Genomic DNA, 23,753 nt, shown 5'->3' with positions numbered 1-23,753 from the left:
CTGGCAGGAGATGGCGCGGCGAGTACTTCACCAGCGGCTTAATGCAGCACCACCGGTTGGCTCATGAGCGTGTCGTACTCGCCCAGGAATTCGTCGATTTCTTCCATCGTCGGCTCGCTTGCGATCAGGTTGTTGACATCGCGCCGGAACGATTGCGCGAGCCGGCCGCCGATGAACGCTTCGCGCCGGCCGGTCTTGTCAACGATCTCGAAGCCACCAAAGCGCAGTGCTTCGAGTTCACGGTCGACACCAAATTCGACGACGCTGTACTGTTCACTGTTGTAGATCATGTTCATGTTGACTCCTTCGATCAGAAAGTTGGTGCCAACCTGCCGGGTGGCGGCAAATGGCAGGCTGTTCACTTCGATAAAGAGGTGGGGCTGGCCGGCTGGATTTCAAGTGAACGCGCCGGTAAAGCTCAGGCGTGCACGACAGGTTCCAGGGCCAACAGCTGATCGTATGGCGGTGCTGCAAGCCACGATCGCAACTGATCAAGGTGTTCGCTGCTCGCCAGACCGATGAACAGGCGCCGAGGGCGTTGGCGCAGCAGACGATTCAATGTTACACGCAAAACCAGATTGCCGTCGCAGCACAGGCAGCCCGGGGCGATGCGCATGACCTGCAGGTTGGGAGCGGATTCGAGCGGCGTGGCGGCCACGCCCAGGCCTTCGAGGATGACAGCGTCGAACGGAATGGCAGGCGCCGGCAGGCGGCTTGCCGGCGAGGCCAGTGCGTCAGCGGGCAGGCCACTGACGGACGCAGACGCCGCAGACGCCGCGTCGAAGGGCGCGGCCAACAGCGCCGCAATGGCCCCTTCGCGCGCTGCCGCCGTCGAACCGGTAACGAGACTGGTGGCCGCGCGGGCCATCAGCCCCCTTTCTTGGCCAGCTTGCCCGGCTCGACGCCAAGCTGCTTGAGCTTGCGGTACAAGTGGGTGCGCTCCAGGCCCGTCTTTTCGGCCACGCGCGTCATGCTGCCACCTTCGCGGCCCAGGTGGTGTTCGAAGTACATGCGCTCGAACGCGTCGCGTGCTTCACGCAGCGGCAGGTCGAACGACAGCGTGTAGCCGGTGCCCTCGCCCTGCGACATGGCATGCACGAGGCGCGCACCATTGCCAAGGGGCGCGCCAAGGCCCGGTTGTGCATTGGCCGATGCGAACATCGGCGCCGACGGCGAGGCCGATGCCGACGCAGCGCTGCCGCCATCGAGGCCCATGCTCGGCACGCTCGGGGCAATCGGGCGCGGTGGCGCCATCGGCGCACGTGCGACTTCCTGCGCGCGGCTCAGGCCCTGCTGCACGGCCTTGAGCAGCTTTTGCAGCGCGATCGGTTTCTCGAGGAAGTTCAGCGCGCCGATGCGCGTTGCTTCGACTGCGGTGTCGATGGTCGCGTGACCCGACATCATGATGACCGGCATGGTCAACAGGCCGTCGCGCTGCCATTCCTTGAGCAGCGTGACGCCATCGGTGTCAGGCATCCAGATATCGAGCAGCACGAGATCCGGGGCGCCGGCCGCGCGCGCCTCGCGCGCCTGCTGCGCGTTCTCGGCCAGGGTGATGGCATGACCTTCGTCACCGAGAATCTCGGACAACAGCTCCCGGATTCCCATTTCATCGTCAACTACCAGTATGTTCGCCATCTCTTCTACCTTCCTGATCTTCTACCCGACGTGTGTGCAATTTTATAAGTTTTTTGCACTGAAGGGGAGTTCGAAAAACCATTACGAGCGGAGCCACGATCGGCCGGAAAAACGCACTGTACTGACAAACGCGGCGCAGTGTACTGCCAGGCGGTGCGATTGGCAGGACAACACGCAGCCGCTTGTTCAGTTGTCCTTAAGCCAAGCTTGCTTCGGGAGCTAACTTTAACAGCAAAATCGACACTGCTGCGCCAGTTCCATCGCTGCGGTTTCCGACATCGATCCGGCCACCGTGTTCGTCGATGATTTTCTTGACCATCGGGAGACCAAGGCCCGTGCCGCGCGCCTTGGTCGTGACATACGGTTCGAACGCGCGCGCCAGGATGCGGGGCGCGAAACCGGGCCCGTTGTCGACGATCGCCAGGCGCACTGCGGTGCCGGCAAAGCCACCGGTGCCCGTGTACTGGATCGCCTCGGTCGTGATGTCCACACGCGGCGCTGGCGCATCCGGCCCGCGCTCGACCAATGCATCCTGCGCGTTCTGGACCAGGTTGTGGATCACCTGGCGCAACTGGGTCGCGTCGCCCATCACGCGCGGCAGGTCCGGCGCGAGGTTCGCATGGATGATGTCGCTGCCGTCGTCGGCCAGGTACAGGCTCAGGATCTCGGCGATCAGGCCATTCAGGTCGAGCTGGTCGAGCATCGCCGGCGGCGTGCGCGCATAGTCGCGGAAGTCGTCGACCATGCGCTTCATCGCATCGACCTGGTTGACGATCGTGGTCGTGCCGCGCTGGAGCAGGTCAGCCTGCGCTTGCGGCAGGTGTTCGGCCAGCTTCATCTGCATGCGTTCGGCCGCCAGCTGGATCGGCGTGAGCGGATTCTTGATTTCGTGGGCCAGGCGGCGCGCCACCTCGCCCCAGGCCACCGAGCGCTGGGCCGTGATCACGTCCGAGATATCGTCGAACACGACGATGAAGCCGCTGTCGGCGCCCACCGGCAGGCGCGAGCCGCGCGCCAGCAGCACGATGTCGTGCTCCTGTTCGTCGGCGGCGCCGGTCTTGCGCTGGGCGTCGCGTGGGATCTCGATCTGCTGCTGCCAGTGCGCGCGCTTGCGGCGCTCGGCCGCCACGTGGGCGCTTTGCGCCGAGAACGAGCGCGCCACCGTGTTCGAAAAATGTTCGAGGCCGGCGATGCGGTTCAGCGGCCCCGCCATCGCGCCCGGCTCGATCTGCAGGATGCGGTAGGCGGCATCGTTCGAGTTGACCACGATGCCCTCGGCATCGAGCACGATCACGCCGGCCGACATATTCGCCAGCACCGACTCCAGGTGGGCCTTGGCGCTTTGCAGCGCGGCGCGGTTGCGCTCCACGGCGCTTCTGGCTTCGAACAGCTGGCCCGTCATCGCATTGAAGGATCGGGTCAAGGTGCCCAGTTCATCGTTGGTCTCGACGATCGGGCGCGGCGACAGGTCGCCCTCGGCCACCGCCTGCGTGCCCTCGGCCAGCACCAGCAGCGGCTGCGCGAGATTGCCGGCGATGAGAAAAGCGCTGCCGATCGCCCCGAAGATTGCCAGCAGCAGCGTCAGGGTCAAGGTCACGATGTACATCTTGCGCAGGCCGGTGCGCGCTTCGAGGCGCAGCCGGTATTCGGTGGAGGCCGAGCGCAGCACCTCGGCATTCGAGGCCAGGCCGACCGGCACCGCCTGCAGCAGTTGCAGGTAGCGCTGCTGCACGCCAGGTGGTTCGGGCACGGCCATCACGACCCGCAGGCGCAGGCCGGTCACGGCGTCGAGCGCATTCGAGGCGCCGTCTGCGGCCTCGTCGCCCGCATCGGCAGGACCCACGCCGCCCTCGGCCTGAGCGTACCCGCCCGGCATGCCGGCGCTGCGCAGCATGCGTTCATTGGGTGCGTCGGCAGCCAGGTTGGCGCCGCGGTCTTCAGTGGCGGCCGACAGCACGGCGCCGTTGGCGTCGACCAGCATCACGCTCTGCAGGCCGCTGGTGTCAGCCAGCAGGCGCGCCAGCACGGGTTGCGCGGTCATGTCGCTCTGCCCTGCCAGCGTGGCGGCGGCGGTCTGCGCGGTGGCGCCCAGTTCGGACAGCGATTCGTCAAGCGCGGCGCGGCCCAGGTTCAGGCCCGATTCGATGGCCGATTCGATCTTGACGTCGAACCACGAGTCAATGGAGTGCGACACGAACTGCACGGAGACGATGAAGATCACGAGACCGGGCAGGATGCCGATGCCGGCAAACAGCAGCACCAGCCTGGCCATGAGCCGGGAGCCGAACTTGCCGGCCTTGTAGCGGGAATACAGGCGCCCCAGCGCCACGACGACAACGATCAGGAGCAGGAACGCCATCGCGGCGGTCAGGCCCAGGAGCCAGCTGTAGTAACGGCCGAAGAAGCCGGAATTGTCGGACGCACCGGCCAGCAGGAACAGCAGGATCGAGACGATCGCGCCGCCGACGATCAGCGCATAGCGCACCCCACCGCTGATCACTTCACTCCGCACGGTAGGTGAAGGTCTTTCGGCTGGATGTCAGGCGCCAGTCCGAATCGTTGAAGGCATTGACCTGCAACGGCTTTTGCAGGTACTCGCGGTCCATGAACATGCGCAGCGAGACTTCATAGACTTCGCCGGCCTTGAGCGTGCCCTTGGGCGCGATCAGCCAGCGCGTCGGGCGCCGGATCATGAACATCGCGTCTTCAAAGGTCTGGAAGCGTTCCTGGAACGAGCCCACCACGACCACGTAATACTGGCGCGTGAGCACGTCGTACGAAATGCGGATGGTGCGTTTTAATGAGACGGCCTTTTCGTCGCGCCAGTACCAGCGCGGACGCGTGAGTTCGATCTCGGTGGTGAAGTGCAGCTGGACCCCGTGCTGGATCGCGTCCTTCAGGCCGTGATTCAGTTCAAAGTTGTAGGCCGTGTTGAGGCGGTAGCCATCGTCGCTCGCTTCGATGGTTGCGCGGGTGATTTCGATGTCGTCGGCCGCCTGCGCCGGCGTGCCCATGGCAACGCACGCGATCGCCAGCAGCAACTGACAGGCGAAAAGGCGGAAAAATCGTAACGTCACGGGGGAGCCGGGGCCTTAAATAATGCGCGTAGTGAAAAGAACTTCACGCCGCTTTCTTCTGGAACAGGGCGTAGAACAAACCGTCATGATCCTGTCCGGCGCCACCGACGGGCAGCAGTTGGCCCGGCGCATCGAGGCGGACCGCGTCGTGGCGGGCCGCGAAGGCAGCCGCCTGCGCCTCCGATTCCTGGGGCCAGAGCGAACATGTCACGAATAGCAATTTACCATTCGGCAGCAGCATCTGCCAAAGATTGTCGAGTATTTTGGCTGAAAGTGTTGCAAGTTGGGATGTATCCGACTTGCGGCGCAACCAGCGGATATCCGGGTGGCGGCGCACGATGCCCGACGCCGTGCACGGCACGTCGGCCAGGATGCGGTCGTATTGACGGCCATCCCACCAGTCGGTCGCGCCAGCGTCGGCCGTCACGAGTTGCGCCGCCAGTCCCAGGCGGCCGAGATTGTCGCCCACCCGGCCGAGGCGCAGCGCATCGGTGTCGACGGCCGTGAGTTCGACGTTCGCCGTCTCGAGGATATGGCCACTCTTGCCGCCAGGGGCCGCGCACGCGTCGAGCACGCGCATGCCATCCTGCAGGTCGAGCAGTGGCGCGGCCAGCTGGGCGCCGGCATCCTGTACCGACACCACGCCCTCGGCAAAGCCGGGGATCTGGCTCACATTGATGGCCTGCGCCAGGCGCACCGCATGCGGCCCCACCTGCTCGGCGCCCAGGCCCGCATCCTGCAGCGACTGCAGATACGCGGCGACATCCTGCCGGCGACGGTTCACGCGCAGCGTCAGTGGCGGATGCGCGTTGCCGGCAGCAAGCACCGCTTCCCAGTCGCGCGGGTAGGCAGCGCGCGCCGTGTCGATCCACCACTGCGGATAATTCCAGCGCGCCAGCGGCGTGCGCAGCGCTTCTTCCACAAGCGATTCACGCTCGCGCAGGAAGCGGCGCAGCACCGCATTGACCATTGCCTTGGCGTGCGCAAAATCGGGGTGCGCCGCCGCGCCGGTAACGGCCTGGTCGACCACGGTGAACGCTTCGTACGGCGCCGGTGTGCCCTCGGGCGGATCGAGCAGCGACAGCGCCGCGCACAGCAGCGCGCCCAGCATCGGCGGCTCGGGCGCCTTGCTCGTCATCAGGCCCAGCAGCGTTTCGCTGCGGCCCAGCTGGCGCATGGTGCGGTAGGCGATGTCCTGGATCGCGCCGCGCGTTTGCGGCGTGACGTCGTAGGCGCCGAACACGATCGACAGGGCCTGCGGCAGCGCCATGCCGCCCTGCACGCGGGCGACGGCGCTGGCCGCGCCCAGCAGCGCGAGGGCCAGCGAGTCGGATTTCAGGTCGGGCTTGTAGTCGCGCTGCGGCGCGACCTTGACTTCATGACTGGCGCGCAGGCGCGGCTCTTCGCGCGGCGCGCGCACGACATGATGCTTCAACTGATAGCCGGATGCCGCTGCCGGCTGGGCCGGTGCGCGTTCGCCCTGTGCCTGACTGCCCTGCCCCTGCCCCTGTCCCTGTGCGCGTGGTTGCCCGCACTCGGCGGCCGGGGCCGGCTTGCGGCCTGCCGCGCCGGCGCCGCGCCGGTCGGACGCCGGCTTGGCCTTGGGTTTCAGGGAGAGCGTTGGACGCTTGTCAGTCATGGCGAATAAAATGTTGCGAAAATGGGCTCCCATTGTAACGGTTATGCCTTTGACGACGCTTAATATAGTGGCCGCTGTGGTTATCCTGATAGTGGGTGATACGCTGGCCGCTGGAGCCGCGGCCCGCCAAAGCGGCCCGTCAAGCTAGTATAATGTGCACTGTTTGCCTGACCTCCAGGCGTCGCCTCATTACATTTTCGACCATTCCCATGCTCGCCCAACAAAAACAACAAATCGTTGCCCTGTTCCAGGCCGCCCTCGCGCCGATCGTTGCCGGTACCGATCTCACCCCGAACGTGGTGCTCGAACGGCCGCGCGATCCATCGCATGGCGACATCGCCTGCAATATCGCGATGCAGCTGGCCAAGCCACTCAAAACCAACCCGCGCGAACTGGCCACGCGCCTGGTCGCCGCACTGCTGGCCGAACCTGGCGCGCAGGGCCTGATCGAGGCCGCCGACATCGCCGGCCCCGGTTTCATCAACCTGCGCGTGGCCGCCAGCGCCAAGCAATCGGTCGCGCGCAGCGTGCTCGAACAGGGCGCGGCATTCGGCAGCAGCACCAGCGGCGCCGGCCACCACGTGATCATCGAATTCGTCTCGGCCAACCCGACTGGCCCGCTGCACGTCGGTCACGGCCGCCAGGCCGCGCTGGGCGACGCGATGGCGTCGCTGTTCCTGTCGCAAGGCCATGACGTCACGCGCGAGTTCTATTACAACGATGCGGGCGTGCAGATTGCCACGCTGGCCAACTCGGTGCAGGCACGCGCACGCGGCTTCAAGCCGGGCGACGCCGAATGGCCCGAATCGGCCTACAACGGCGACTATATCGCCGACATCGCCGCCGACTTCCTGGCCAGGAAAACCGTCTCGGCCAGCGATGGCGAACCGGCCAGCGCCAGCGGTGATGTCGACGACCTCGAATCGATCCGCCGCTTCGCCGTGACCTACCTGCGCAACGAGCAGGACCAGGATCTGCAGGCCTTCGGCGTCAAGTTCGACAACTACTACCTCGAGTCGTCGCTGTACGCCGACGGCAAGGTCGATACTGCGGTCAAGACGCTGGTCGACTCGGGCAAGACCTATGAAGACGGCGGCGCGCTGTGGCTCAAGACCACCGACTACGGCGACGACAAGGACCGCGTGATGCGCAAGTCCGACGGCACCTATACGTACTTCGTGCCGGACGTGGCGTACCACATCCAGAAATTCCGTCGCGGCTTCGACCAGGCGATCAATATCCAGGGCAGTGACCACCACGGCACGATCGCGCGCGTGCGCGCCGGTCTGCAGGCGGTCGACATCGGCATCCCGCGAGGCTATCCCGACTACGTGCTGCACAAGATGGTCACCGTGATGAAGGACGGCGAAGAGGTCAAGATTTCCAAGCGCGCCGGCTCGTACGTCACCGTGCGCGACCTGATCGACTGGTCGGGCGCGGGCGACGTCACGCGTGGCCGCGACGCCGTGCGCTTCTTCCTCATCTCGCGCAAGGCCGACACCGAGTTCGTGTTCGACGTGAACGTCGCGCTCGAAACGAGCGACGAGAACCCGGTGTACTACGTCCAGTACGCCCATGCGCGCATCTGCTCGGCGCTGGCCAACTGGGGCGGCAATGTCGCTTCGCTCGCCAGCGTCGATTTGTCGCCGCTCACCTCACCGAAGGAATTCGAACTGCTGGCCAAGCTGGCGTCGTACCCTGAAGTGCTCGAGCGCGCCTTGGGCGAACTGGGCCCGCACCAGGTCGCGTTCTACCTGCGCGAACTGGCCGGCGACCTGCACAGCTACTACTTTGCGCACAAGTGGCTGCTGGACGACGACGAGCCGCTCAAGCTGGCCCGCCTCGCGCTGGCCGCCGCCACGCGCCAGGTACTGCGCAACGGCCTCGCGCTGATCGGCGTGTCGGCGCCGGACAAAATGTAATCACTGCATCCACTGCCCAACCAGAAAGCGTCATGACCGCCATTCGATCCTTCTCGCCCCTCCGCCAGCGCGGCAGCACCCTGACGGGCATCATCATCGGCCTGATCATCGGGTTGGGCATCGCAGTGGCGGTCGCACTCGTGATCACCAAGGGCGCCTCGCCCTTTACCGACCGCTCCAACAAGATGGGGCGTCCGGCCGACCTCGAGCCGAGCCAGGCCAACGATCCGAACAAGCCGCTGTACGGCACCCGCACGCCGGTGCGCGAGACGCCCAAGCCGGCGCCAAGTGCACCAGCTGCCGCACCGGCAGCACCGGTTGCACCCGCCGCGCCGGCTGCAGCGCCCGCAGATGCCGATCCACTGGGCGCCGCGATCGCCGGCATGCAGGCGCCGCGCCGCACGCCAACCCCGGCGCCATCGCCGGCACCGGTCAACACGGTCGCCGCAGCGCCGGCGGCTGCCGCCGTCACCGACGGCTATATCTATTACCTGCAGGCGGGCGCCTTCCGTGAAATGTCGGACGCCGAAAACACCCGCGCCAAGCTGGCCCTGCTGGGCTTCGAGGCGGCGATCACCGACCGCAGCACCGACAGCGGCGTGCTGCACCGCGTGCGGGTTGGCCCGTTCACGCAGGTCGAAGGCGTCAACCGCGCGCGCGCCAAGCTGCTCGACAGCGGCATCGACGTCGCCATCGTGCGCAACCAGCGCTGATCCGGCATGTCGCTGCCGGGCCAGCGCGTCTTCATCACCGGCGCCTCGAGCGGCATCGGCGCCGCGCTGGCGCGCGAATATGCCGCGCGCGGGGCGACGCTGGGCCTTCTGGGCCGGCGACGCGACGCGCTCGACCAACTGCGTCAATCTCTCCCTGATTCCTCGCGCCACCAGGTGTATGCGGTCGACGTGCTCGATCGCGCAGCCCTCGCCGCTGCGGCGCAGGACTTCCTCGCCGTGAACGGCGGCGCCGATATCGTCATCGCCTGCGCCGGCATTTCGCAGGGCACGCTGACCGAGCAGGCAGACGACCTCGCCGTGTTCGACGCCGTCTTCGCCACCAATGTGAATGCCACGGTGGCGACGTTCGCACCGTTCATCGCCGCCATGAAAACCCGGTCGACGCCATGCCGCCTGGTCGGCATCGGGAGCGTGGCCGGCATTCGCGGCATGCGCGGCGCCGGTGCCTACTGCGCCAGTAAGGCCGCGCTGCACAGCTATTGCGAAGCGCTGCGCGTGGAACTGCGCCCGTCGAACATTCGCGTGGTGACCATCGCCCCCGGCTACATCGATACCCCCATGACCCGTGCCAACCGCTTCCCCATGCCCTTTTTGATGTCCCCCGAACGCTTTGCCACGGGCGCTGTCGCAGCGATCGCGCGCGGTGACAGCTATCGCGTGCTGCCGTGGCAGATGGGCGTCGTCGCCAAGCTGCTGCGCCTGATGCCCAACGCCCTCTTCGACCGTCTCTTTGCGCGCGCGCCGACCAAGCCGCGCCGGAAGCAACCATGAACGCTGCTGCCATTGCCGCGCTGTCGCGCGCAGGCGTCGCCGTTGAAGTCGTGGCGCAGACCGGGTCGACCAACGCCGACCTGCTCGCGCGCGCCGGCACCCTTGCCGCCCCGCTGTTGCTGATCGCCGAACACCAAAGCGCCGGCCGCGGGCGCGCCGGGCGCAGCTGGCTGTCGTCGCCCGAAGGCTCGCTGACGTTTTCGCTGGCCTGGCGCTTCGATGGCGGACCGCAGGCGCTGCTTGGCCTGCCGCTGGCGGTGGGCGTGGCGCTGGCCGACACGCTTGGCACGCTGGGCCAGCAGGTCCACCTGAAGTGGCCGAACGACGTCCTCAAGGATGGCGACAAACTGGCCGGCATCCTGATCGAAACCCAGTCTGCCCCTGGCGGCGGCACCTGGTGCGTGATTGGCATCGGCCTGAACCTGTTGATGCCGGACGAGATAGAAGCACAACTGGGGCGCAGCGCGGCCGGCATGCCTTGGCTGGCGCGCATGGACCGCGACGCGTTGATGGCGGCGCTCCTCGACGGCCTGGCCGGCTGCCTGCGCGAATTTACCGCGCGCGGATTTGCCGCCTTCAGCGCGCGCTGGAATCTGCGCCATGCATGGCAGGGCGAGACCGTCGTCCTGCTCGACGGCGGCGTCGTGCGGCACGAAGGCCGCGCGGCCGGTGTCGACGATAGCGGGCGCTTGCTGCTCGATACGGATGAAGGCCGCATCACCGTGATGGCCGGCGACGTCTCGCTGCGGGTGAAAGCATGATGCTGCTGATCGATGCCGGCAATACCCGCGTCAAGTGGGCGCTGGCAGAAGACGGCGCGGAGCCGGGCACCTGGTCGGCCACTGGCGCGGTAGCGCATGCCGGGCTGGATGCGGTGTATGAAGACTGGATGGGCGCCACGCGCGTGCTGGTCTCGAACGTGGCGGGGCCCGCGCTGGCCACACGCATCGCAGCCCTGCTGCCGGCGCATGCGCAGATCGAGTGGTTCGCGTCCACGCCGCAGCGCGCAGGCGTCACCAACGGCTACCGCGACCCGGTGCGGCTCGGGTGCGACCGCTTCGCCGCTGCCATCGGCGCGCGCGCGCTGGTGCCCTGCCAGGACCTGATCGTGGCCACCTGCGGCACCGCGACCACGGTCGACGCGGTACGCGCCGACGGCCACTTTATCGGCGGCATGATCCTGCCCGGCCTGGCCCTGATGGCCGCCAGCCTGGCGCGCAACACGGCGCAACTGCCGCAGGTCGACGCCGGCGCGTTGCCGCCGCTATTTGGCGACAACACGCAGGATGCAATCCTGTCCGGCCTGCTCTCGGCGCAGGCGGGCGCGATCGAGCGCGCGGTGGCGGGCCTGGGCGGCGCCTTCTGCATCGTCTCGGGCGGCGCCGCGCCCCATATCGCGCCAGCCCTCAAGATTGCGCACCAGGTGGTCGATAACATCGTACTGGTCGGCCTGCATGCAGCAGCCACCGGCTCGACGGGAGATATGCGGTGCTGAAATTCGTGTTCTGGGCGCTGCTGGGCGCCAACGGGGTCTTGCTGGCGTATGGCCAGGGCCTGCTCGGCCAGCCGGGTGATGCGGCGCGAGAGCCGGCGCGCCTGAAGAACCAGCTCGCGCCCGAACGCATGCAGCAGCTCACGCCAACGCAGGCCAGGCAGGCAGCACAGAGCGCTGTAGCGGCGCCGCAAGCCGAGGTGGCTGCGCCCCTGCCCGAACCTGCGCCTGAGCCTGCTCCCGCGCCGGTGCCCCGGAACCTGGTCGCCTGTGTGCAGGCGGGCCCGTTCAGCACGGCCGATGCGCGCCGCTTCGAGGCCCGTGTCGCACGGCTTGGCCTGGCGCCGCGCCAGTCGCGCATCGACATGCCGTACCAGGAAGTGACGAGCCGCCTCGTCTACCTGCCACCGAACGGGGGCCGGGAAGGCGCCCAGCGCCGCGTCGCCGAGCTCAGGGAACGGGGCGTGACCAACTTCTTTATCATGCAGAACGACACGTCGCCACTACGCTATGCGATTTCGCTGGGGGTGTTCAAATCGGACGGCGCGGCGCAAAAGCTCGTGGCCGACCTGCAGCGCCAGGGCGTACGCGGTGTGCGCATTCTGCCGCGCGGACCGCAAGTGACGCGCGCCGGCTATCAGTATCGCCAGATCGACGCTGCCGAGCGCGATCGTCTGACTGGTATTGCCGATAACTACAACGGTGTTGAAGTCACCCGCTGCAGCTGATCCTGTTTCAAGATCAACAACGGCGCACCTGCGGGTGCGCTTTTTTTCGTCCCCACGTGTTGCGCGGACGCTGAAATTTGTCGAATTTCTTTACACTAAATTCTTTTAAGAAAATAAGATTGTTTATAATCAATAGGTTGCTGTGCTGGCATAAGTATTGCTATATAAAAATTATCGTTTATTAAATTCAAAACTAGGGGTTTGCCATGAAAAAACTGATCACCACCGCTCTGTTGACCGCACTCTGCACCATCTCCGCTTCAGCCCTGGCCACGCCAATCGCGATGACGGGCGCATTTGCCTCGAGCGACATGGCTAACAACAATTACAGCGCCGTGTTCAGTGGCAAATCGTTCCTGCCGGTCGACTACACGGTCAACAGCCTGTCGTATTCGTTTTCGTTCCGCGACGATGCATCGGATACTTTCACGACGTCGGCGCCAGTCTTGACCAAGAGCACCATGACGGACTGGATGCCGCACACGTCGGTAAGTTATGCACGGTACCAGACCAATTATGAGACGGTACAGCGCACGGGCCAGCAGGAAAGCGCTGCCCTGTCGATCGGCGGCGTTGTCCTCGGCACCGGCAGCACAGCGTGGACCGAATCTAGCACGACCAGCTCAAGCCCGCTGATGGCCACGTACGAAGGCCAGCTTTGCTACTACGCCTGCTACCATTTCTACACGAAGAGCTCGACCGAGACCACGACCATCACCCGCGACAGCACCGGCGCCTTCACCATCAGCGGCATCATCTCGAACCAGTCGATCATCGACGAACTGCTGCGCAGCGACCAGCTGACGCTGAACCTGCAGGTAGCGGGCGACCTGATCCTGACCAATTCGCAGCTGCTGCTGGATTACACGAAAGTCGTGGCATCTGCCGAAGTGCCGGAACCATCGAGCATCCTGCTGGCGCTCGCCGGTCTGGCCGGTCTGGGCGCCGTGCGTCGCCGCAGCAAGCGCGTGGCGGCATAACGCGGTTTCAGAAAGACTGGCGAGGCGTCAGCGCCGCACGACGATCGGCTTCAACCCCAACGAAGCCGGCAGCGCGTCCATCGCCTCGATCGCCTCGGCACGGGTCGGATACGGCCCGCCGTACAGGCGGTTGAATGAACCCACCTTCACCACTTCGAGCGTGCCCACGTCCACACCGGCGCGCACGATCTGGTCGCTGATCGCTTCGGCGGTACCAGTGCGGCCATACGCGCCAAGCTGGATGTAGTAGTCACCCGTCGTGGCGCGCGGCGCCGGTGCCTCTGGTACTGCTGGCGCCGCGGGTGTCGCCGGCTCCACCAGGCGCACGACGGCGCCGCTGTCGGACTGCACCCGGTTTTCGAGCATCAGCGCGGCGATCTCGGGCGGCGCCGATTGCGCCTGCGATGTCGCTTCACGCCGCGCGGCGGCAAGCTGCGCCGGATTGACGATCGGATCGCCCGGGAACAGCCGCTCGATCTGGACCTCGTGGCTGCCGTTGCCGAGCAAGCCCAGTTTGAGTGCGGCCGTGTACGACACGTCGATGATGCGTGTGGAATGGAACGGCCCGCGATCGTTGATCCGCACGACCACCGACTGGCCGCTTTCCAGGCTCGTCACGCGCACATACGACGGGATCGGCAATGTCGGGTGCGCACCCGTCATCTTGTACATGTCGTACAGCTCACCGGAGGCCGTGCGCTGGCCATGGAATTTCTTGCCATACCAGGTACTGATGCCGCGCTGGGTCAACGGTTCATCGTTACCCAGCGGCGTGTAGGTCTTGCCCAGCACCGTGTAGGGACGGCTGGTGAACTTGTTGAACGGTTCTGCCATGACGACCGCGTCGGGCGTCTCGAGCAGGCCGTCGGGTGGATTCTCGCCCGGCCCGTCGTCTTTGTAATAGCCGCCCCGCCCCGAATTGGCGGCCGGAAGCTTGGGCGCGGGGGCATGCTTGGCGGTGGGCTTGTGCGGCCACGGGAATGGCGACAAGCGCTTGTGTTCACCGGTACTGCTGCACGCCGTGACAAGAAAGGCAACCGCTACGACCGCCGGGATGTTTTTGCGAACGCCCATTGGCAGTCCTCCTGCTAGTTAAGTCTTCACCAGTTTACGGTGTCTTTGAATACTCATCAATATGCCGGCGCCAAGGCCGAGTGTGATAAAGGCAGTGCCGCCATAGCTCATGAAGGGCAGCGGCACCCCGACCACGGGCAGAATGCCCGCCACCATGCCCATGTTCACAAAGGCATAGGTAAAGAAAATCATCGAGATCGACCCGGCCAGCAGACGCCCGAAGGTATTGGCCGCATTGGCCGCGATCATCAGGCCGCGCCCGATCAGCAGCAGGTACACGAACAGCAGGAACAGGTTGCCGACCAGGCCGAATTCTTCCGAATACACCGAGAACACGAAGTCGGTGGTCCGCTCGGGCACGAATTCCAGGTAACCCTGGGTGCCCTTCATATAGCCCTTGCCGCTCACGCCACCCGAGCCGATCGCGATGATCGACTGGATGATGTGGAAGCCCTTGCCCAGCGGGTCCGAGGTAGGATCGATCAGCGTCATCACCCGCTCGCGCTGGTAGTCGTGCATCATCGACCAGCCCACCGGCAGGCTGGCCAGCCCCAGTACCGACACCGCGACGATGGCCTTCCACGACAGGCCGGCCAGGAAGATCACGTACAGCCCCGATGACGCCACCAGCAGCGACGTGCCCAGGTCGGGCTGCTTCATGATGAACGCCACCGGGATCATCAGGAGCGCCCCGGCGGCCAGGTAATTTTTCCAGCCCGCGACCTGGGCCCGGGTCTGGAAATACCAGGCCAGCATCAGGGGCACGCCGATCTTCATGATCTCGGACGGCTGGATGTCGATCACGCCGATGTGCAGCCAGCGCCGCGCGCCCTTCTTGATCAGGCCAAACATGGCCACCGCGACCAGCAGCGCGACCCCGACCGTATAGATCGGCACGGCCAGGCGCATCAGCGTCTGCGGGGCGATATTCGCGGCAATCCACATCACGGCGAACGAGAGCAGGAAGTTACGGATCTGGTGCTCGACCCGGTCCGGGAAGTCAGCGCCGGCCGACGACATGGTGATCATGCTGATGGTGACCAGGACCGCGAGAATCAGCGTGAGCGGCAGGTCGAATACCGTGAAATAGGGGCGCAGGCGCCGCCGCAGCGAACGCCGTTCTGGAATATGGGCCATGATTTACTCGGTTCGGGTGACGGCGGGAACGCTGGCCGTCTGGAGCGGTGCGGTCACGGGTGCTGACACTGGGGCCGGCGCTGGCGCGGCCTTCTTGACGGTGACGGGACGCTCGGCCTTTTTTGGTTCGGCCGGCGGCGCCGGGCGCTTGCCCAGGATGGCGTAATCGAGCACCTTGCGCGCGATCGGTGCGGCGATAGCCCCGCCAAAGCCGGCATTTTCAACGACCATCGCCAGCGCGATGCGCGGCTGCTCGGCCGGCGCAAATACGGTAAACAGCGCATTGTCGCGGTGGCGTTCATCGATTGCGTTGGCATTGTATTTCTTGCCGCGCAGGCCGATCACCTGGGCGGTACCGGTCTTGCCGCCGGCCGTGTACAGGGCGCCGGCAAAGGCTTTCTGGCCGGTGCCTTCGCGGATCACGCCCGCCATCGCGTCCTTGATGAAGGCGATGTGCTCGGGCTTCATGGCCAGGCGCCGGGTTTCCTTCGGCACGGTCAGTGTGCGCTCGCGGGTGGCGCCGTCCTCGATCATCTTGACCAGGTGCGGCTTCATCACCACGCCGTTGTTGGCCAGGATCGCGGTGGCGTGCGCCAGCTGCAGCATCGTGTAGTTGTTGAAGCCTTGGCCGATCGCGACCGAAATGGTGTCACCGCCGACCCACTTCTGGGCCGCCGGGTTGCGCTTGAAGCGTTCGGCCTTCCACTCTTTCGAGGGCAGCACGCCGGTCTTTTCGTAATCGAGGTCGATCCCGGTCGGCTGGCCAAAGCCGAATTCGCGCATGAACTTCGAAATGTTATCAATCCCCATCTCGTTGGACAGCTGATAGTAATAGGTGTCGCACGAGTGGGCGATCGAGTGGTACATATTGACGATGCCGTGGCCGCCCGGCTTGTCGTCATTGAAGCGGTGCCCGCCCAGCATGAAGAAGCCGGGATCGCGGATCGCATCCTGCGGCCGGCGGAACCCCATCTCGAGCGCTGCCAGCGACATGAACGGCTTGAAGGTCGAACCGGGCGGATAGGTGCCCGACAGCGGCCGGTTCATCAGCGGCTTGTCAAGCGAGGTATTGAGTTCGTTCCAGCTCTGCGAGTCGATACCGTCGACGAACAGGTTCGGATCGAAGCCGGGGCGCGACACATACGCCAGCACGTCGCCGGTGGCCGGCTCGATCGCCACCAGGGCGCCGCGCTGGTCACCGAACGCTTCTTCGGCGATCTTCTGCAGTTCGATGTCGATCGACAGGATCAGGTTGCTGCCCGGCGTGGGCGCGGTGCGGCGCAGCGTGCGAATCGCGCGGCCGCCGGCGGAGCGCTCGACCTGCTCGTAGCCGGTCTGGCCGTGCAGCTGACGCTCGTAGCGCTTCTCGACGCCTTCCTTGCCCATGTGGTCGGTGCCATTGTAGTTGGCGGCGTCGTCGCCCTCTTCCAGCGCGTCGGCTTCCCTCTGATTGATCCGGCCGATATAGCCGATCACGTGCGAGGCCACCTCGCCCATCGGATACTGGCGAAACAGGCGCGCCTGCACTTCGACGCCGGGAAAGCGGAAGCGCTGCGCGGTGAAGCGCGCCACTTCGTCATCGGTCAGGCGCGTGCGCAGCGGGACGCTGGCAAAGCTGCGCGACTCTTCCAGCAAGCGCTTGAAGCGGCGCCGGTCGCGCGGCTCGATCTGCACCAGCTTGGCCAGTTCGTCGATCACCGATTCCATATTCGCCTGCAGCTTCGATGGCGTCAGTTCGAGCGTGTAGGCCGAATAGTTACGCGCCAGGACCACGCCGTTGCGGTCGACGATCAGGCCGCGGTTGGGCACGATCGGCACCAGCGCGATGCGGTTGTCCTCGGCCTGGGCCGCGTACTGGTCGTGGTGCAGCACCTGCAGCCACACGACGCGCGCGACCAGGAGGCCGAAGCAAATGAAGACCAGGGCGATCAGCACCGTCAGGCGCATCCGGAACTGGTGGATCTCGCGATCGCTGTCTTTGAATTCGGTCATGCGCGTATGGATGGATTCAGGTCGGTCAGATCGGACGGGTGTGGTCGCGGTCGACCGCGCGGCGCTGGGGCGCCAGCAGCAGCCAGGTGATCACGGGCCACAGGATCACCGCCACCACGCTCTCGATGAACTGCAACAGGCCCGGGAAGCGGCCGGAAACGATGAAATGCACGATCAGCTGGATCGCCTGCGCCATCAGGAGCAGCGGGAACACGTGCATGGCCTGGGTGAGCGTCGGGAACCACAGCACGCGGCGGTGGATCATGATGGCGAAGTACGACAGGAGCGTGTAGGCCAGCGCATTCTCGCCCAGAAGGCTCGCATCGTGCACGTCCATCAGGAGGCCCATGCAGAAGGCGACGCCGATGCCGACCTTGCGCGGCTGGTGGATGCCCCAGAAGACCAGCACCAGTGCGACGAAGTCCGGCGCGCCGAGCCAGCGGCCCCACGGCATCAGGTTGAGCATGAAGGCGCACACCAGGCTGAACGTGATGAACAGCGGGCTGACGGGCAGCAGGATGTAATGCGGGCGGTTACCTGGCATGGTGGCTTATCGGGTTGGGGTCGGTGCGGCCGGCGTCGGTGCAGCAGGCGCCCTTGCAGCCGGCGCAGGTGTGGTCAGCCTCGTCGTTGGCTCAGTCGTTGGCGCAGTCGATGTCGCGGCCGTTGGCACAGTCCCCGGCGCGGCGCCCGGCGTGACCGGTGCCACCGGCGGCTGCACCGCGGCCGGCGTGCCGGCGGCCGGCAACGGCGACGCGGGCAACGGCGGCGTTGGCACCGGCGCCATTGCCGGCAGTTTGCGGCGGTTGCCGGTGGGCGGCGTTTCCTGTGGCGGACGTGCCGGCAAGGCGTGGTTCGACATGATCACGAGCACCTGGCGATTGCGGTCGATGCCGGCCAGCGGCAGGCCGACCACGCGGCCGAACGAACCGGTCGCTTTTTCGACCTGCGTCACGCGCGCCACGGCCAGGCCGGCCGGATACATGCCGTCCAGGCCCGACGTGACCAGCACGTCGCCAACCTGGATGTCGGCATCCTGGGCCACGAAGCGCAGGTCGAGTTGGCCGGAATGACCACGGCCGTACACGATGCTGCGTAAACCGCTGCGCAGCACCTGCACGGGAATAGCCTGGTCCTTGTCGGTCAGGAGCGTCACTTCGGACGTGAACGGGAACACGCGCGTGACCTGCCCCACCACGCCGGCATGGTCGATCACCGGCAGGCCGGGCGTGACATCGTCACGCGAGCCGCGGTTGATCACGATGCGGCGCGTCGACGGATCGCGTGCGTCGTACAGGATTTCGGCCATCTGCGATTGCACGGGCAGTTGCTGCTTGCCGTCCATCAGGCGCCGCAGGTGGATGTTCTCGGCCATCTGGAACTGCGCCTGCTGCAGCAGGCGGGCCTGGGCCAGCTCCTGGTTCTTCAGCGTCTGGACCTGCTTTTGCAGCGTGGAGACCGACGAGAAATAGACGCCCATATTGCCCACGGCATCGCGCGGCAGCATGGCGGCCATCTGCATCGGGTAAAGCACGGTCGCGGCAACCGTACGCACGCCGGCAAGAAGGCCCATGCGGGCGTCGACCACCAGCAGAACGATCGCGATCAGCGCGAACACCGTCACCTTGACACGCGCGGGCGCGCCTTGTTTGAACAGCGGCGGAGGACTATATTCCATGAGCTCTGGTGGTGATAACGCGGGAGTTCATATCAAGACGGGCAGTCGCGCGCAGCTTGTGACCGCACGCCCTGCCCGTCCTGGAAGACCACGTGCGGCTTATTCGTACGAGAAGATGGAACCGAGTTTGTCCATCCGTTCCAGCGCCATGCCCGAGCCGCGTACCACGCAGGTCAGCGGGTCTTCGGCCACCAGCACCGGCAGGCCGGTTTCCTCCATCAGCAGGCGATCCAGATCGCGCAGCAGCGCGCCACCGCCGGTGAGCATCATGCCCTTTTCGGCGATGTCGGCGCCCAGCTCGGGCGGGGCCTGTTCCAGCGCATTCTTGACCGCCGAGACGATCTGGTTCAGCGGGTCGGTCAGCGCTTCGAGGATCTCGTTGCTCGAGATCGTGAATGAACGCGGGATGCCTTCGGACAGGTTGCGGCCCTTGACTTCCATCTCCTTGACTTCCGAGCCCGGGAACGCCGAGCCGATCGCCTTCTTGATCGCTTCAGCGGTCTGTTCGCCGATCAGCATGCCGTAGTTGCGGCGGATGTAGTTGACGATGGCTTCGTCGAACTTGTCGCCGCCCACGCGCACCGAGCCCTTGTAGACCATGCCGCCCAGCGAGATGATGCCCACTTCGGTGGTGCCGCCGCCGATGTCCACGACCATCGAGCCGGTTGCTTCCGACACCGGCAGACCGGCGCCGATGGCCGCGGCCATCGGCTCTTCGATCAGATACACCTGCGAGGCGCCGGCGCCAAGCGCCGATTCACGGATCGCGCGGCGCTCGACCTGGGTCGAACCGCATGGCACGCAGATGATGATGCGTGGCGAAGGACGGAAGAATTTGGACTCGTGCACCATGCGGATGAATTGCTTGAGCATCTGTTCGGTGACGGTGAAGTCGGCGATCACGCCATCCTTCATCGGGCGGATCGCCTCGATATTGCCGGGCACCTTGCCCAGCATCTGTTTGGCTTCCTTGCCGACCGCCTGGATCGTCTTCTTGCCATTTGGCCCGCCCTGCTGGCGGATCGCGACGACCGATGGCTCGTCCAGCACGATGCCCAGACCGCGCACATAAATCAGCGTATTGGCGGTACCGAGGTCAATGGCGAGGTCGTTCGAGAAATAGCTGCGTAAAAAACCAAACATGAGTGTCCTGATGCGCATCAATGTGCGCCTAAACATTGATCGGGGATTCTGTGCCGCACCTGCCAACCGAGGGCACCGCGGACTTTCATTGCGCGGTAGCCATAGCTTTCGGCACGACAACGCATTAGCCCGCCATTCTACCTTATAATTTGTCGTTTACATGCCCAATACAGGTGGATTTCCCCACCGAATTGCAAGCGGTTTGCGCGATATTTGAAGGGTTTTATCAACTTTAAAATGCTGTTCGCTGACAACTTGCTAACATTCTTTATTCGCCTAATCACATTCTGCGCGGCCTTGGCCGCGCCACATTGCCATGTCCCTGACCCTATCTGACGTAAAACGCATTGCCAACCTGGCCCAGCTCGAGATGAACGACGCCGATGCCGAGATCGCGCTGGGCGAGTTGAACGGCATTTTCGCGCTGGCCGAGCAGATGCAGGCGGTCGATACCACCGGCGTGGCGCCCCTGGCGCAGCCGCTGTCGGCGATCCTTGCCCTGCCGCTGCGCCTGCGCGACGACGTGGTCACCGAAGAAAACCACCGCGAGGATTACCAGGCGCCGGCCCCGAAGGCGCAGGACGGCCTGTATCTGGTGCCAAAGGTCATCGAGTAATCCTGGCTGTTGAATCGCCCACGAATCCGCTTTTAGAATCGATATGCACATGCACAACAAGACCCTCAAGGAGCTGTCCGCGCTCCTGCACTCGAAGCAGATCTCGAGCACCGAACTGACGCGCCACTACCTCGGCCGCATCGACGCCAGCGAGCATAACGCCTTCCTGCACGTGGACCACGCGCGCTCGCTGGCGCAGGCCGCCGACGCCGACGCGCGCCTGGCCGCCGGTACGGCCGGCCCGCTGACCGGCGTGCCGATCGCGCACAAGGACATCTTCGTCACGCGCGACTGGCGCACCACGGCCGGCTCGAAGATGCTGAAAGGGTATGTCAGCCCGTTCGATGCGACCGTGGTCGAGCGCTTCCGTCATGCCGGCATGGTCACGCTGGGCAAGGTCAATCTCGACGAATTCGCGATGGGCTCGGCCAATGAAAACTCGGCCTACGGCGCAGTGAAGAATCCATGGGACACGACGGCGGTGCCGGGCGGCTCGTCGGGCGGCTCGGCGGCGGCAATTGCTGCGCGCCTGGCGCCGGCGGCCACCGCTACCGACACCGGCGGCTCGATCCGCCAGCCGGCCGCGTTCTGCGGCGTCACCGGCATTAAGCCAACCTACGGACGCGTATCGCGCTTCGGCATGATCGCGTTTGCTTCGTCGCTCGACCAGGGCGGCCCGATCGCCCAGAGCGCCGAGGATTGCGCGCTGCTGCTCAATGAAATGATCGGCTTCGACGAGCGTGATTCGACCAGCCTGACGGTCGACCAGGGCAACGTCGCGGAAGACTACACGCGCGCGCTGAACCAACCGTTGACCGGGCTGCGCATCGGCGTGCCGGCCGAGTATTTCGGCGAAGGCCTGGCGAGCGACGTCGAAAGCGCCGTGCGCGCGGCGCTCGAACAGTTCGTGAAACTGGGCGCGACGCTGGTGGACATCTCGCTGCCGAAGACCGCGCTGTCGATCCCGACCTATTACATCATCGCGCCGGCCGAAGCCTCGTCGAACCTGTCGCGCTTTGACGGTGTGCGCTACGGCCACCGCGCCAGCGAGTACAAGGATTTGCAGGACATGTACCGCAAAACCCGCGCCGAAGGTTTTGGCACGGAGGTCAAGCGCCGCATCCTGGTGGGCACCTATGTACTGTGCCACGGCTACTACGACGCGTATTACGTGCAGGCGCAGAAGATCCGGCGCCTGATCGCCGACGACTTCCAGGCCGCGTTTGCCGACAAGTGCGACGTGATCATGGGCCCGGTCGCGCCGACCGTGGCGTGGGACCTGGGCGCCAAGTCGAACGACCCGGTGGCGAACTACCTGGCCGACATCTACACGCTCTCGACCAGCCTGGCCGGCCTGCCCGGCATGTCGATCCCGTGCGGCTTCGGCGCCGGCGAGAAGAACGGCAAGCGGCCGGTCGGCCTGCAAATCATCGGCAATTACTTCGCCGAAGCCAAGCTGCTGAACATCGCGCACCAGTACCAGCTCGCGACCGATTGGCATACGCGCACGCCGGACGGCGTTTGATTCGCGCCGACACAGAACAAAGAGAGAACACTATGCAATGGGAAGTCGTCATCGGTCTTGAGAACCACGTGCAGCTCACGACCCAATCGAAAATCTTCAGCGGCAGCGCGATCCGTTTCGGCGCCGAGCCGAACACACAAGCCAGCCCGGTCGACCTGGCGCTGCCGGGCGTGCTGCCGGTGCTGAACCGCGGCGCGGTCGAACGCGCGATCCGTTTCGGCTTGGCAGTCGGTGGCACCATCGCGCCGGAGTCGGTCTTCGCGCGCAAGAACTACTTTTATCCCGACCTGCCGAAGGGTTACCAGATCAGCCAGTTCGCCGATCCGGTGGTCCAGGGCGGCACGCTGTCCTTCGCCTACGAAAAAGACGGCAAGCTCGAAATGAAGACGGTCAACCTGACCCGCGCCCACCTCGAGGAAGACGCGGGCAAGTCGCTGCACGAAGACTATGCGGGCATGAGCGGGATCGACCTGAATCGCGCCGGCACGCCTCTACTGGAAATCGTGTCCGAGCCCGAACTGCGCAGCGCTGCTGAAGCGGTGGCGTATGCCAAGGCGATGCACTCGCTGGTGATGTGGCTGGGCGTTTGCGACGGCAATATGCAGGAGGGTTCGTTCCGCTGCGACGTCAACGTCTCGGTGCGCCCGGTGGGCCAGCAGGAATTCGGCACGCGCTGCGAAATCAAGAACCTGAACTCGTTCCGCTTCATGGAAGAAGCGATCCACTACGAAGTGCGACGCCAGATCGAGTTGATCGAAGACGGCGGCAAGGTGATCCAGGCCACGCGCCTGTGGGACCCGGACCGCAAGGAAACGCGCTCGATGCGCACGAAAGAAGACGCGCAGGATTACCGCTACTTCCCCGACCCTGACCTGCCGCCGCTGGCGATCGGCCAGGACTGGATCGAGCGCGTGAAAGCCGAGATGCCGGAACTGCCAGGCGCGATGCGCGCACGCTTCACGGGCGAATACGGTCTGCCGGAATACGACAGCCTGGTCCTGACCTCGTCGCAGACGATGGCAACGTACTACGAAGCAGTGGTGGCGAAAGCCGGCAAGGAAAACGCGAAGTCGGCCGCCAACTGGATGATGGGCGACGTGTCGTCGACCCTGAACCGCGAAGGCGTCGAGCTGCAGGCTTCGCCAGTAAGCGCCGCGCAACTGGCGCTGCTGCTCAAGCGCATCGCCGACGGCACGATCTCGAACAAGGCCGCAAAGGAAGTCTTCGCCGCGATGTGGGACGCGAAATCGGACGACGAAGCATTGGCCGACACCGTCATCGATCAAAAAGGGCTGAAACAGATCTCCGACACGGGCGCACTGGAAGCGATCGTCGACGAGGTCCTGGCCGCCAACGCCAAATCCGTTGAACAATACCGCGCCGGCAAAGAAGCGGCGATCAACGCACTGATCGGCCAGGCCATGAAAGCCTCCAAAGGCAAAGCCAACCCAGCGCAAGTGACCGAACTGCTGAAGAAAAAGCTGACCAGCTAACCCTTCCTCCCCCAATTAGGGTCAGAGTCGAATTATTGAGCAATTGCCCACAATTGCCAGCTGTTCGACGCTGACCCTAATTCATTTTTACCCACAGTAATTGCCTAACTTGGC

General features: G+C 65.2%; 22 protein-coding genes. 10 read left to right on the top strand and 12 right to left on the bottom strand.

Features of this window, described 5'->3' with window-relative positions; all coding sequences use genetic code 11:
- Positions 1–38: 38 nt before the first annotated feature.
- The 6 genes from AC56LH_RS00235 to rsmB form a co-directional block, all read right to left on the bottom strand.
- Positions 39–296 (bottom strand): BTH_I0359 family protein, encoded by a 258-nt coding sequence (locus AC56LH_RS00235; RefSeq protein WP_343024945.1) that lies wholly within the window; start codon positions 294–296, stop codon positions 39–41.
- Positions 297–418: 122 nt separating this feature from the next.
- Positions 419–868: a GTPase gene (locus AC56LH_RS00230; RefSeq protein WP_499643023.1), complete on the bottom strand. Its 450-nt coding sequence runs from the start codon at positions 866–868 to the stop codon at positions 419–421.
- Complete coding sequence (locus AC56LH_RS00225) at positions 868–1,638, bottom strand: response regulator (protein WP_499643021.1); 771 nt, start codon at positions 1,636–1,638, stop codon at positions 868–870. Before AC56LH_RS00225 ends, AC56LH_RS00230 begins: the two co-directional genes overlap by 1 nt.
- A gap of 196 nt (positions 1,639–1,834) precedes the next feature.
- The gene (locus AC56LH_RS00220; RefSeq protein ID WP_499648335.1) at positions 1,835–4,135 is read right to left on the bottom strand and encodes a sensor histidine kinase; all 2,301 of its coding nucleotides are present in this window, start codon (positions 4,133–4,135) and stop codon (positions 1,835–1,837) included.
- 4 nt (positions 4,136–4,139) lie between these two features.
- On the bottom strand, positions 4,140–4,715 hold the full coding sequence (locus tag AC56LH_RS00215; RefSeq protein WP_499575453.1) for a DUF4390 domain-containing protein: 576 nt from the start codon (positions 4,713–4,715) through the stop codon (positions 4,140–4,142).
- Between the two features lie 43 nt (positions 4,716–4,758).
- Positions 4,759–6,354, bottom strand: a complete 1,596-nt coding sequence (gene rsmB, locus AC56LH_RS00210) for a 16S rRNA (cytosine(967)-C(5))-methyltransferase RsmB (protein WP_499643019.1) — start codon at positions 6,352–6,354, stop codon at positions 4,759–4,761.
- 209 nt (positions 6,355–6,563) lie between these two features.
- On the opposite strand from rsmB, the gene argS reads away from it, so the two are divergent.
- From argS to AC56LH_RS00175, 7 genes are all read left to right on the top strand, one after another.
- Positions 6,564–8,276 carry an arginine--tRNA ligase gene (argS, locus tag AC56LH_RS00205; protein ID WP_499643017.1) on the top strand — a complete coding sequence of 571 codons (1,713 nt, stop codon included), beginning with the start codon at positions 6,564–6,566 and terminating at the stop codon, positions 8,274–8,276.
- 32 nt (positions 8,277–8,308) lie between these two features.
- Positions 8,309–8,989, top strand: a complete 681-nt coding sequence (locus AC56LH_RS00200) for an SPOR domain-containing protein (protein ID WP_499643015.1) — start codon at positions 8,309–8,311, stop codon at positions 8,987–8,989.
- 6 nt (positions 8,990–8,995) lie between these two features.
- Complete coding sequence (locus AC56LH_RS00195) at positions 8,996–9,781, top strand: SDR family oxidoreductase (protein ID WP_499643014.1); 786 nt, start codon at positions 8,996–8,998, stop codon at positions 9,779–9,781.
- Entirely contained in the window at positions 9,778–10,542 is a 765-nt protein-coding gene (locus AC56LH_RS00190; protein WP_499643012.1) for a biotin--[acetyl-CoA-carboxylase] ligase, read from the top strand. The genes AC56LH_RS00195 and AC56LH_RS00190 overlap by 4 nt, the downstream gene beginning before the upstream one ends.
- Positions 10,539–11,276 carry a type III pantothenate kinase gene (locus tag AC56LH_RS00185; protein WP_499643010.1) on the top strand — a complete coding sequence of 246 codons (738 nt, stop codon included), beginning with the start codon at positions 10,539–10,541 and terminating at the stop codon, positions 11,274–11,276. The genes AC56LH_RS00190 and AC56LH_RS00185 overlap by 4 nt, the downstream gene beginning before the upstream one ends.
- The gene (locus AC56LH_RS00180) at positions 11,270–12,001 is read left to right on the top strand and encodes an SPOR domain-containing protein (RefSeq protein WP_499643008.1); all 732 of its coding nucleotides are present in this window, start codon (positions 11,270–11,272) and stop codon (positions 11,999–12,001) included. Before AC56LH_RS00185 ends, AC56LH_RS00180 begins: the two co-directional genes overlap by 7 nt.
- Positions 12,002–12,207: 206 nt before the next feature.
- Positions 12,208–12,981 (top strand): PEP-CTERM sorting domain-containing protein, encoded by a 774-nt coding sequence (locus AC56LH_RS00175; RefSeq protein WP_499643006.1) that lies wholly within the window; start codon positions 12,208–12,210, stop codon positions 12,979–12,981.
- 27 nt (positions 12,982–13,008) lie between these two features.
- On the opposite strand, the gene AC56LH_RS00170 is transcribed toward AC56LH_RS00175, so the two are convergent.
- The 6 genes from AC56LH_RS00170 to AC56LH_RS00145 form a co-directional block, all read right to left on the bottom strand.
- Positions 13,009–14,055: a septal ring lytic transglycosylase RlpA family protein gene (locus AC56LH_RS00170; protein WP_499643004.1), complete on the bottom strand. Its 1,047-nt coding sequence runs from the start codon at positions 14,053–14,055 to the stop codon at positions 13,009–13,011.
- An 18-nt stretch (positions 14,056–14,073) separates the two neighbouring features.
- The gene (gene rodA, locus AC56LH_RS00165; protein ID WP_499643002.1) at positions 14,074–15,192 is read right to left on the bottom strand and encodes a rod shape-determining protein RodA; all 1,119 of its coding nucleotides are present in this window, start codon (positions 15,190–15,192) and stop codon (positions 14,074–14,076) included.
- A 3-nt stretch (positions 15,193–15,195) separates the two neighbouring features.
- Positions 15,196–17,184, bottom strand: a complete 1,989-nt coding sequence (mrdA, locus tag AC56LH_RS00160) for a penicillin-binding protein 2 (RefSeq protein ID WP_499643000.1) — start codon at positions 17,182–17,184, stop codon at positions 15,196–15,198.
- Positions 17,185–17,209: 25 nt separating this feature from the next.
- Positions 17,210–17,728, bottom strand: coding sequence for a rod shape-determining protein MreD (gene mreD / locus AC56LH_RS00155; RefSeq protein ID WP_183556682.1), 519 nt, complete (start codon positions 17,726–17,728; stop codon positions 17,210–17,212).
- A 6-nt stretch (positions 17,729–17,734) separates the two neighbouring features.
- Positions 17,735–18,862 carry a rod shape-determining protein MreC gene (mreC, locus tag AC56LH_RS00150; RefSeq protein WP_499642998.1) on the bottom strand — a complete coding sequence of 376 codons (1,128 nt, stop codon included), beginning with the start codon at positions 18,860–18,862 and terminating at the stop codon, positions 17,735–17,737.
- A 99-nt stretch (positions 18,863–18,961) separates the two neighbouring features.
- Positions 18,962–20,005, bottom strand: a complete 1,044-nt coding sequence (locus AC56LH_RS00145) for a rod shape-determining protein (protein WP_183556678.1) — start codon at positions 20,003–20,005, stop codon at positions 18,962–18,964.
- 316 nt (positions 20,006–20,321) lie between these two features.
- On the opposite strand from AC56LH_RS00145, the gene gatC reads away from it, so the two are divergent.
- The 3 genes from gatC to gatB are packed head-to-tail and all read left to right on the top strand — an operon-like array spanning position 20,322 to position 23,639.
- Positions 20,322–20,621, top strand: a complete 300-nt coding sequence (gene gatC, locus AC56LH_RS00140; protein ID WP_499642996.1) for an Asp-tRNA(Asn)/Glu-tRNA(Gln) amidotransferase subunit GatC — start codon at positions 20,322–20,324, stop codon at positions 20,619–20,621.
- Between the two features lie 49 nt (positions 20,622–20,670).
- Positions 20,671–22,146, top strand: coding sequence for an Asp-tRNA(Asn)/Glu-tRNA(Gln) amidotransferase subunit GatA (gene gatA, locus AC56LH_RS00135; RefSeq protein WP_499642994.1), 1,476 nt, complete (start codon positions 20,671–20,673; stop codon positions 22,144–22,146).
- 32 nt (positions 22,147–22,178) lie between these two features.
- Entirely contained in the window at positions 22,179–23,639 is a 1,461-nt protein-coding gene (gene gatB / locus AC56LH_RS00130; RefSeq protein WP_499642992.1) for an Asp-tRNA(Asn)/Glu-tRNA(Gln) amidotransferase subunit GatB, read from the top strand.
- Positions 23,640–23,753: the final 114 nt, after the last annotated feature.

The sequence above is a fragment of the Telluria sp. LT1R51-2 genome, assembly GCF_059685775.1.
The sequence above is the reverse complement of the archived record's forward strand: the minus strand, read 5'-3'. Positions and strand labels throughout refer to the sequence as shown.

Coding starts and splice junctions, on each gene's coding strand:
- AC56LH_RS00235 (WP_343024945.1), bottom strand. CDS start 296: ATGAACATGATCTACAACAGTGAACAGTACAGCGTCGTCGAATTTGGT.
- AC56LH_RS00230 (WP_499643023.1), bottom strand. CDS start 868: ATGGCCCGCGCGGCCACCAGTCTCGTTACCGGTTCGACGGCGGCAGCG.
- AC56LH_RS00225 (WP_499643021.1), bottom strand. CDS start 1,638: ATGGCGAACATACTGGTAGTTGACGATGAAATGGGAATCCGGGAGCTG.
- rsmB (WP_499643019.1), bottom strand. CDS start 6,354: ATGACTGACAAGCGTCCAACGCTCTCCCTGAAACCCAAGGCCAAGCCG.
- argS (WP_499643017.1), top strand. CDS start 6,564: ATGCTCGCCCAACAAAAACAACAAATCGTTGCCCTGTTCCAGGCCGCC.
- AC56LH_RS00200 (WP_499643015.1), top strand. CDS start 8,309: ATGACCGCCATTCGATCCTTCTCGCCCCTCCGCCAGCGCGGCAGCACC.
- AC56LH_RS00195 (WP_499643014.1), top strand. CDS start 8,996: ATGTCGCTGCCGGGCCAGCGCGTCTTCATCACCGGCGCCTCGAGCGGC.
- AC56LH_RS00190 (WP_499643012.1), top strand. CDS start 9,778: ATGAACGCTGCTGCCATTGCCGCGCTGTCGCGCGCAGGCGTCGCCGTT.
- AC56LH_RS00185 (WP_499643010.1), top strand. CDS start 10,539: ATGATGCTGCTGATCGATGCCGGCAATACCCGCGTCAAGTGGGCGCTG.
- AC56LH_RS00175 (WP_499643006.1), top strand. CDS start 12,208: ATGAAAAAACTGATCACCACCGCTCTGTTGACCGCACTCTGCACCATC.
- AC56LH_RS00170 (WP_499643004.1), bottom strand. CDS start 14,055: ATGGGCGTTCGCAAAAACATCCCGGCGGTCGTAGCGGTTGCCTTTCTT.
- rodA (WP_499643002.1), bottom strand. CDS start 15,192: ATGGCCCATATTCCAGAACGGCGTTCGCTGCGGCGGCGCCTGCGCCCC.
- mrdA (WP_499643000.1), bottom strand. CDS start 17,184: ATGACCGAATTCAAAGACAGCGATCGCGAGATCCACCAGTTCCGGATG.
- mreD (WP_183556682.1), bottom strand. CDS start 17,728: ATGCCAGGTAACCGCCCGCATTACATCCTGCTGCCCGTCAGCCCGCTG.
- mreC (WP_499642998.1), bottom strand. CDS start 18,862: ATGGAATATAGTCCTCCGCCGCTGTTCAAACAAGGCGCGCCCGCGCGT.
- AC56LH_RS00145 (WP_183556678.1), bottom strand. CDS start 20,005: ATGTTTGGTTTTTTACGCAGCTATTTCTCGAACGACCTCGCCATTGAC.
- gatC (WP_499642996.1), top strand. CDS start 20,322: ATGTCCCTGACCCTATCTGACGTAAAACGCATTGCCAACCTGGCCCAG.
- gatA (WP_499642994.1), top strand. CDS start 20,671: ATGCACAACAAGACCCTCAAGGAGCTGTCCGCGCTCCTGCACTCGAAG.
- gatB (WP_499642992.1), top strand. CDS start 22,179: ATGCAATGGGAAGTCGTCATCGGTCTTGAGAACCACGTGCAGCTCACG.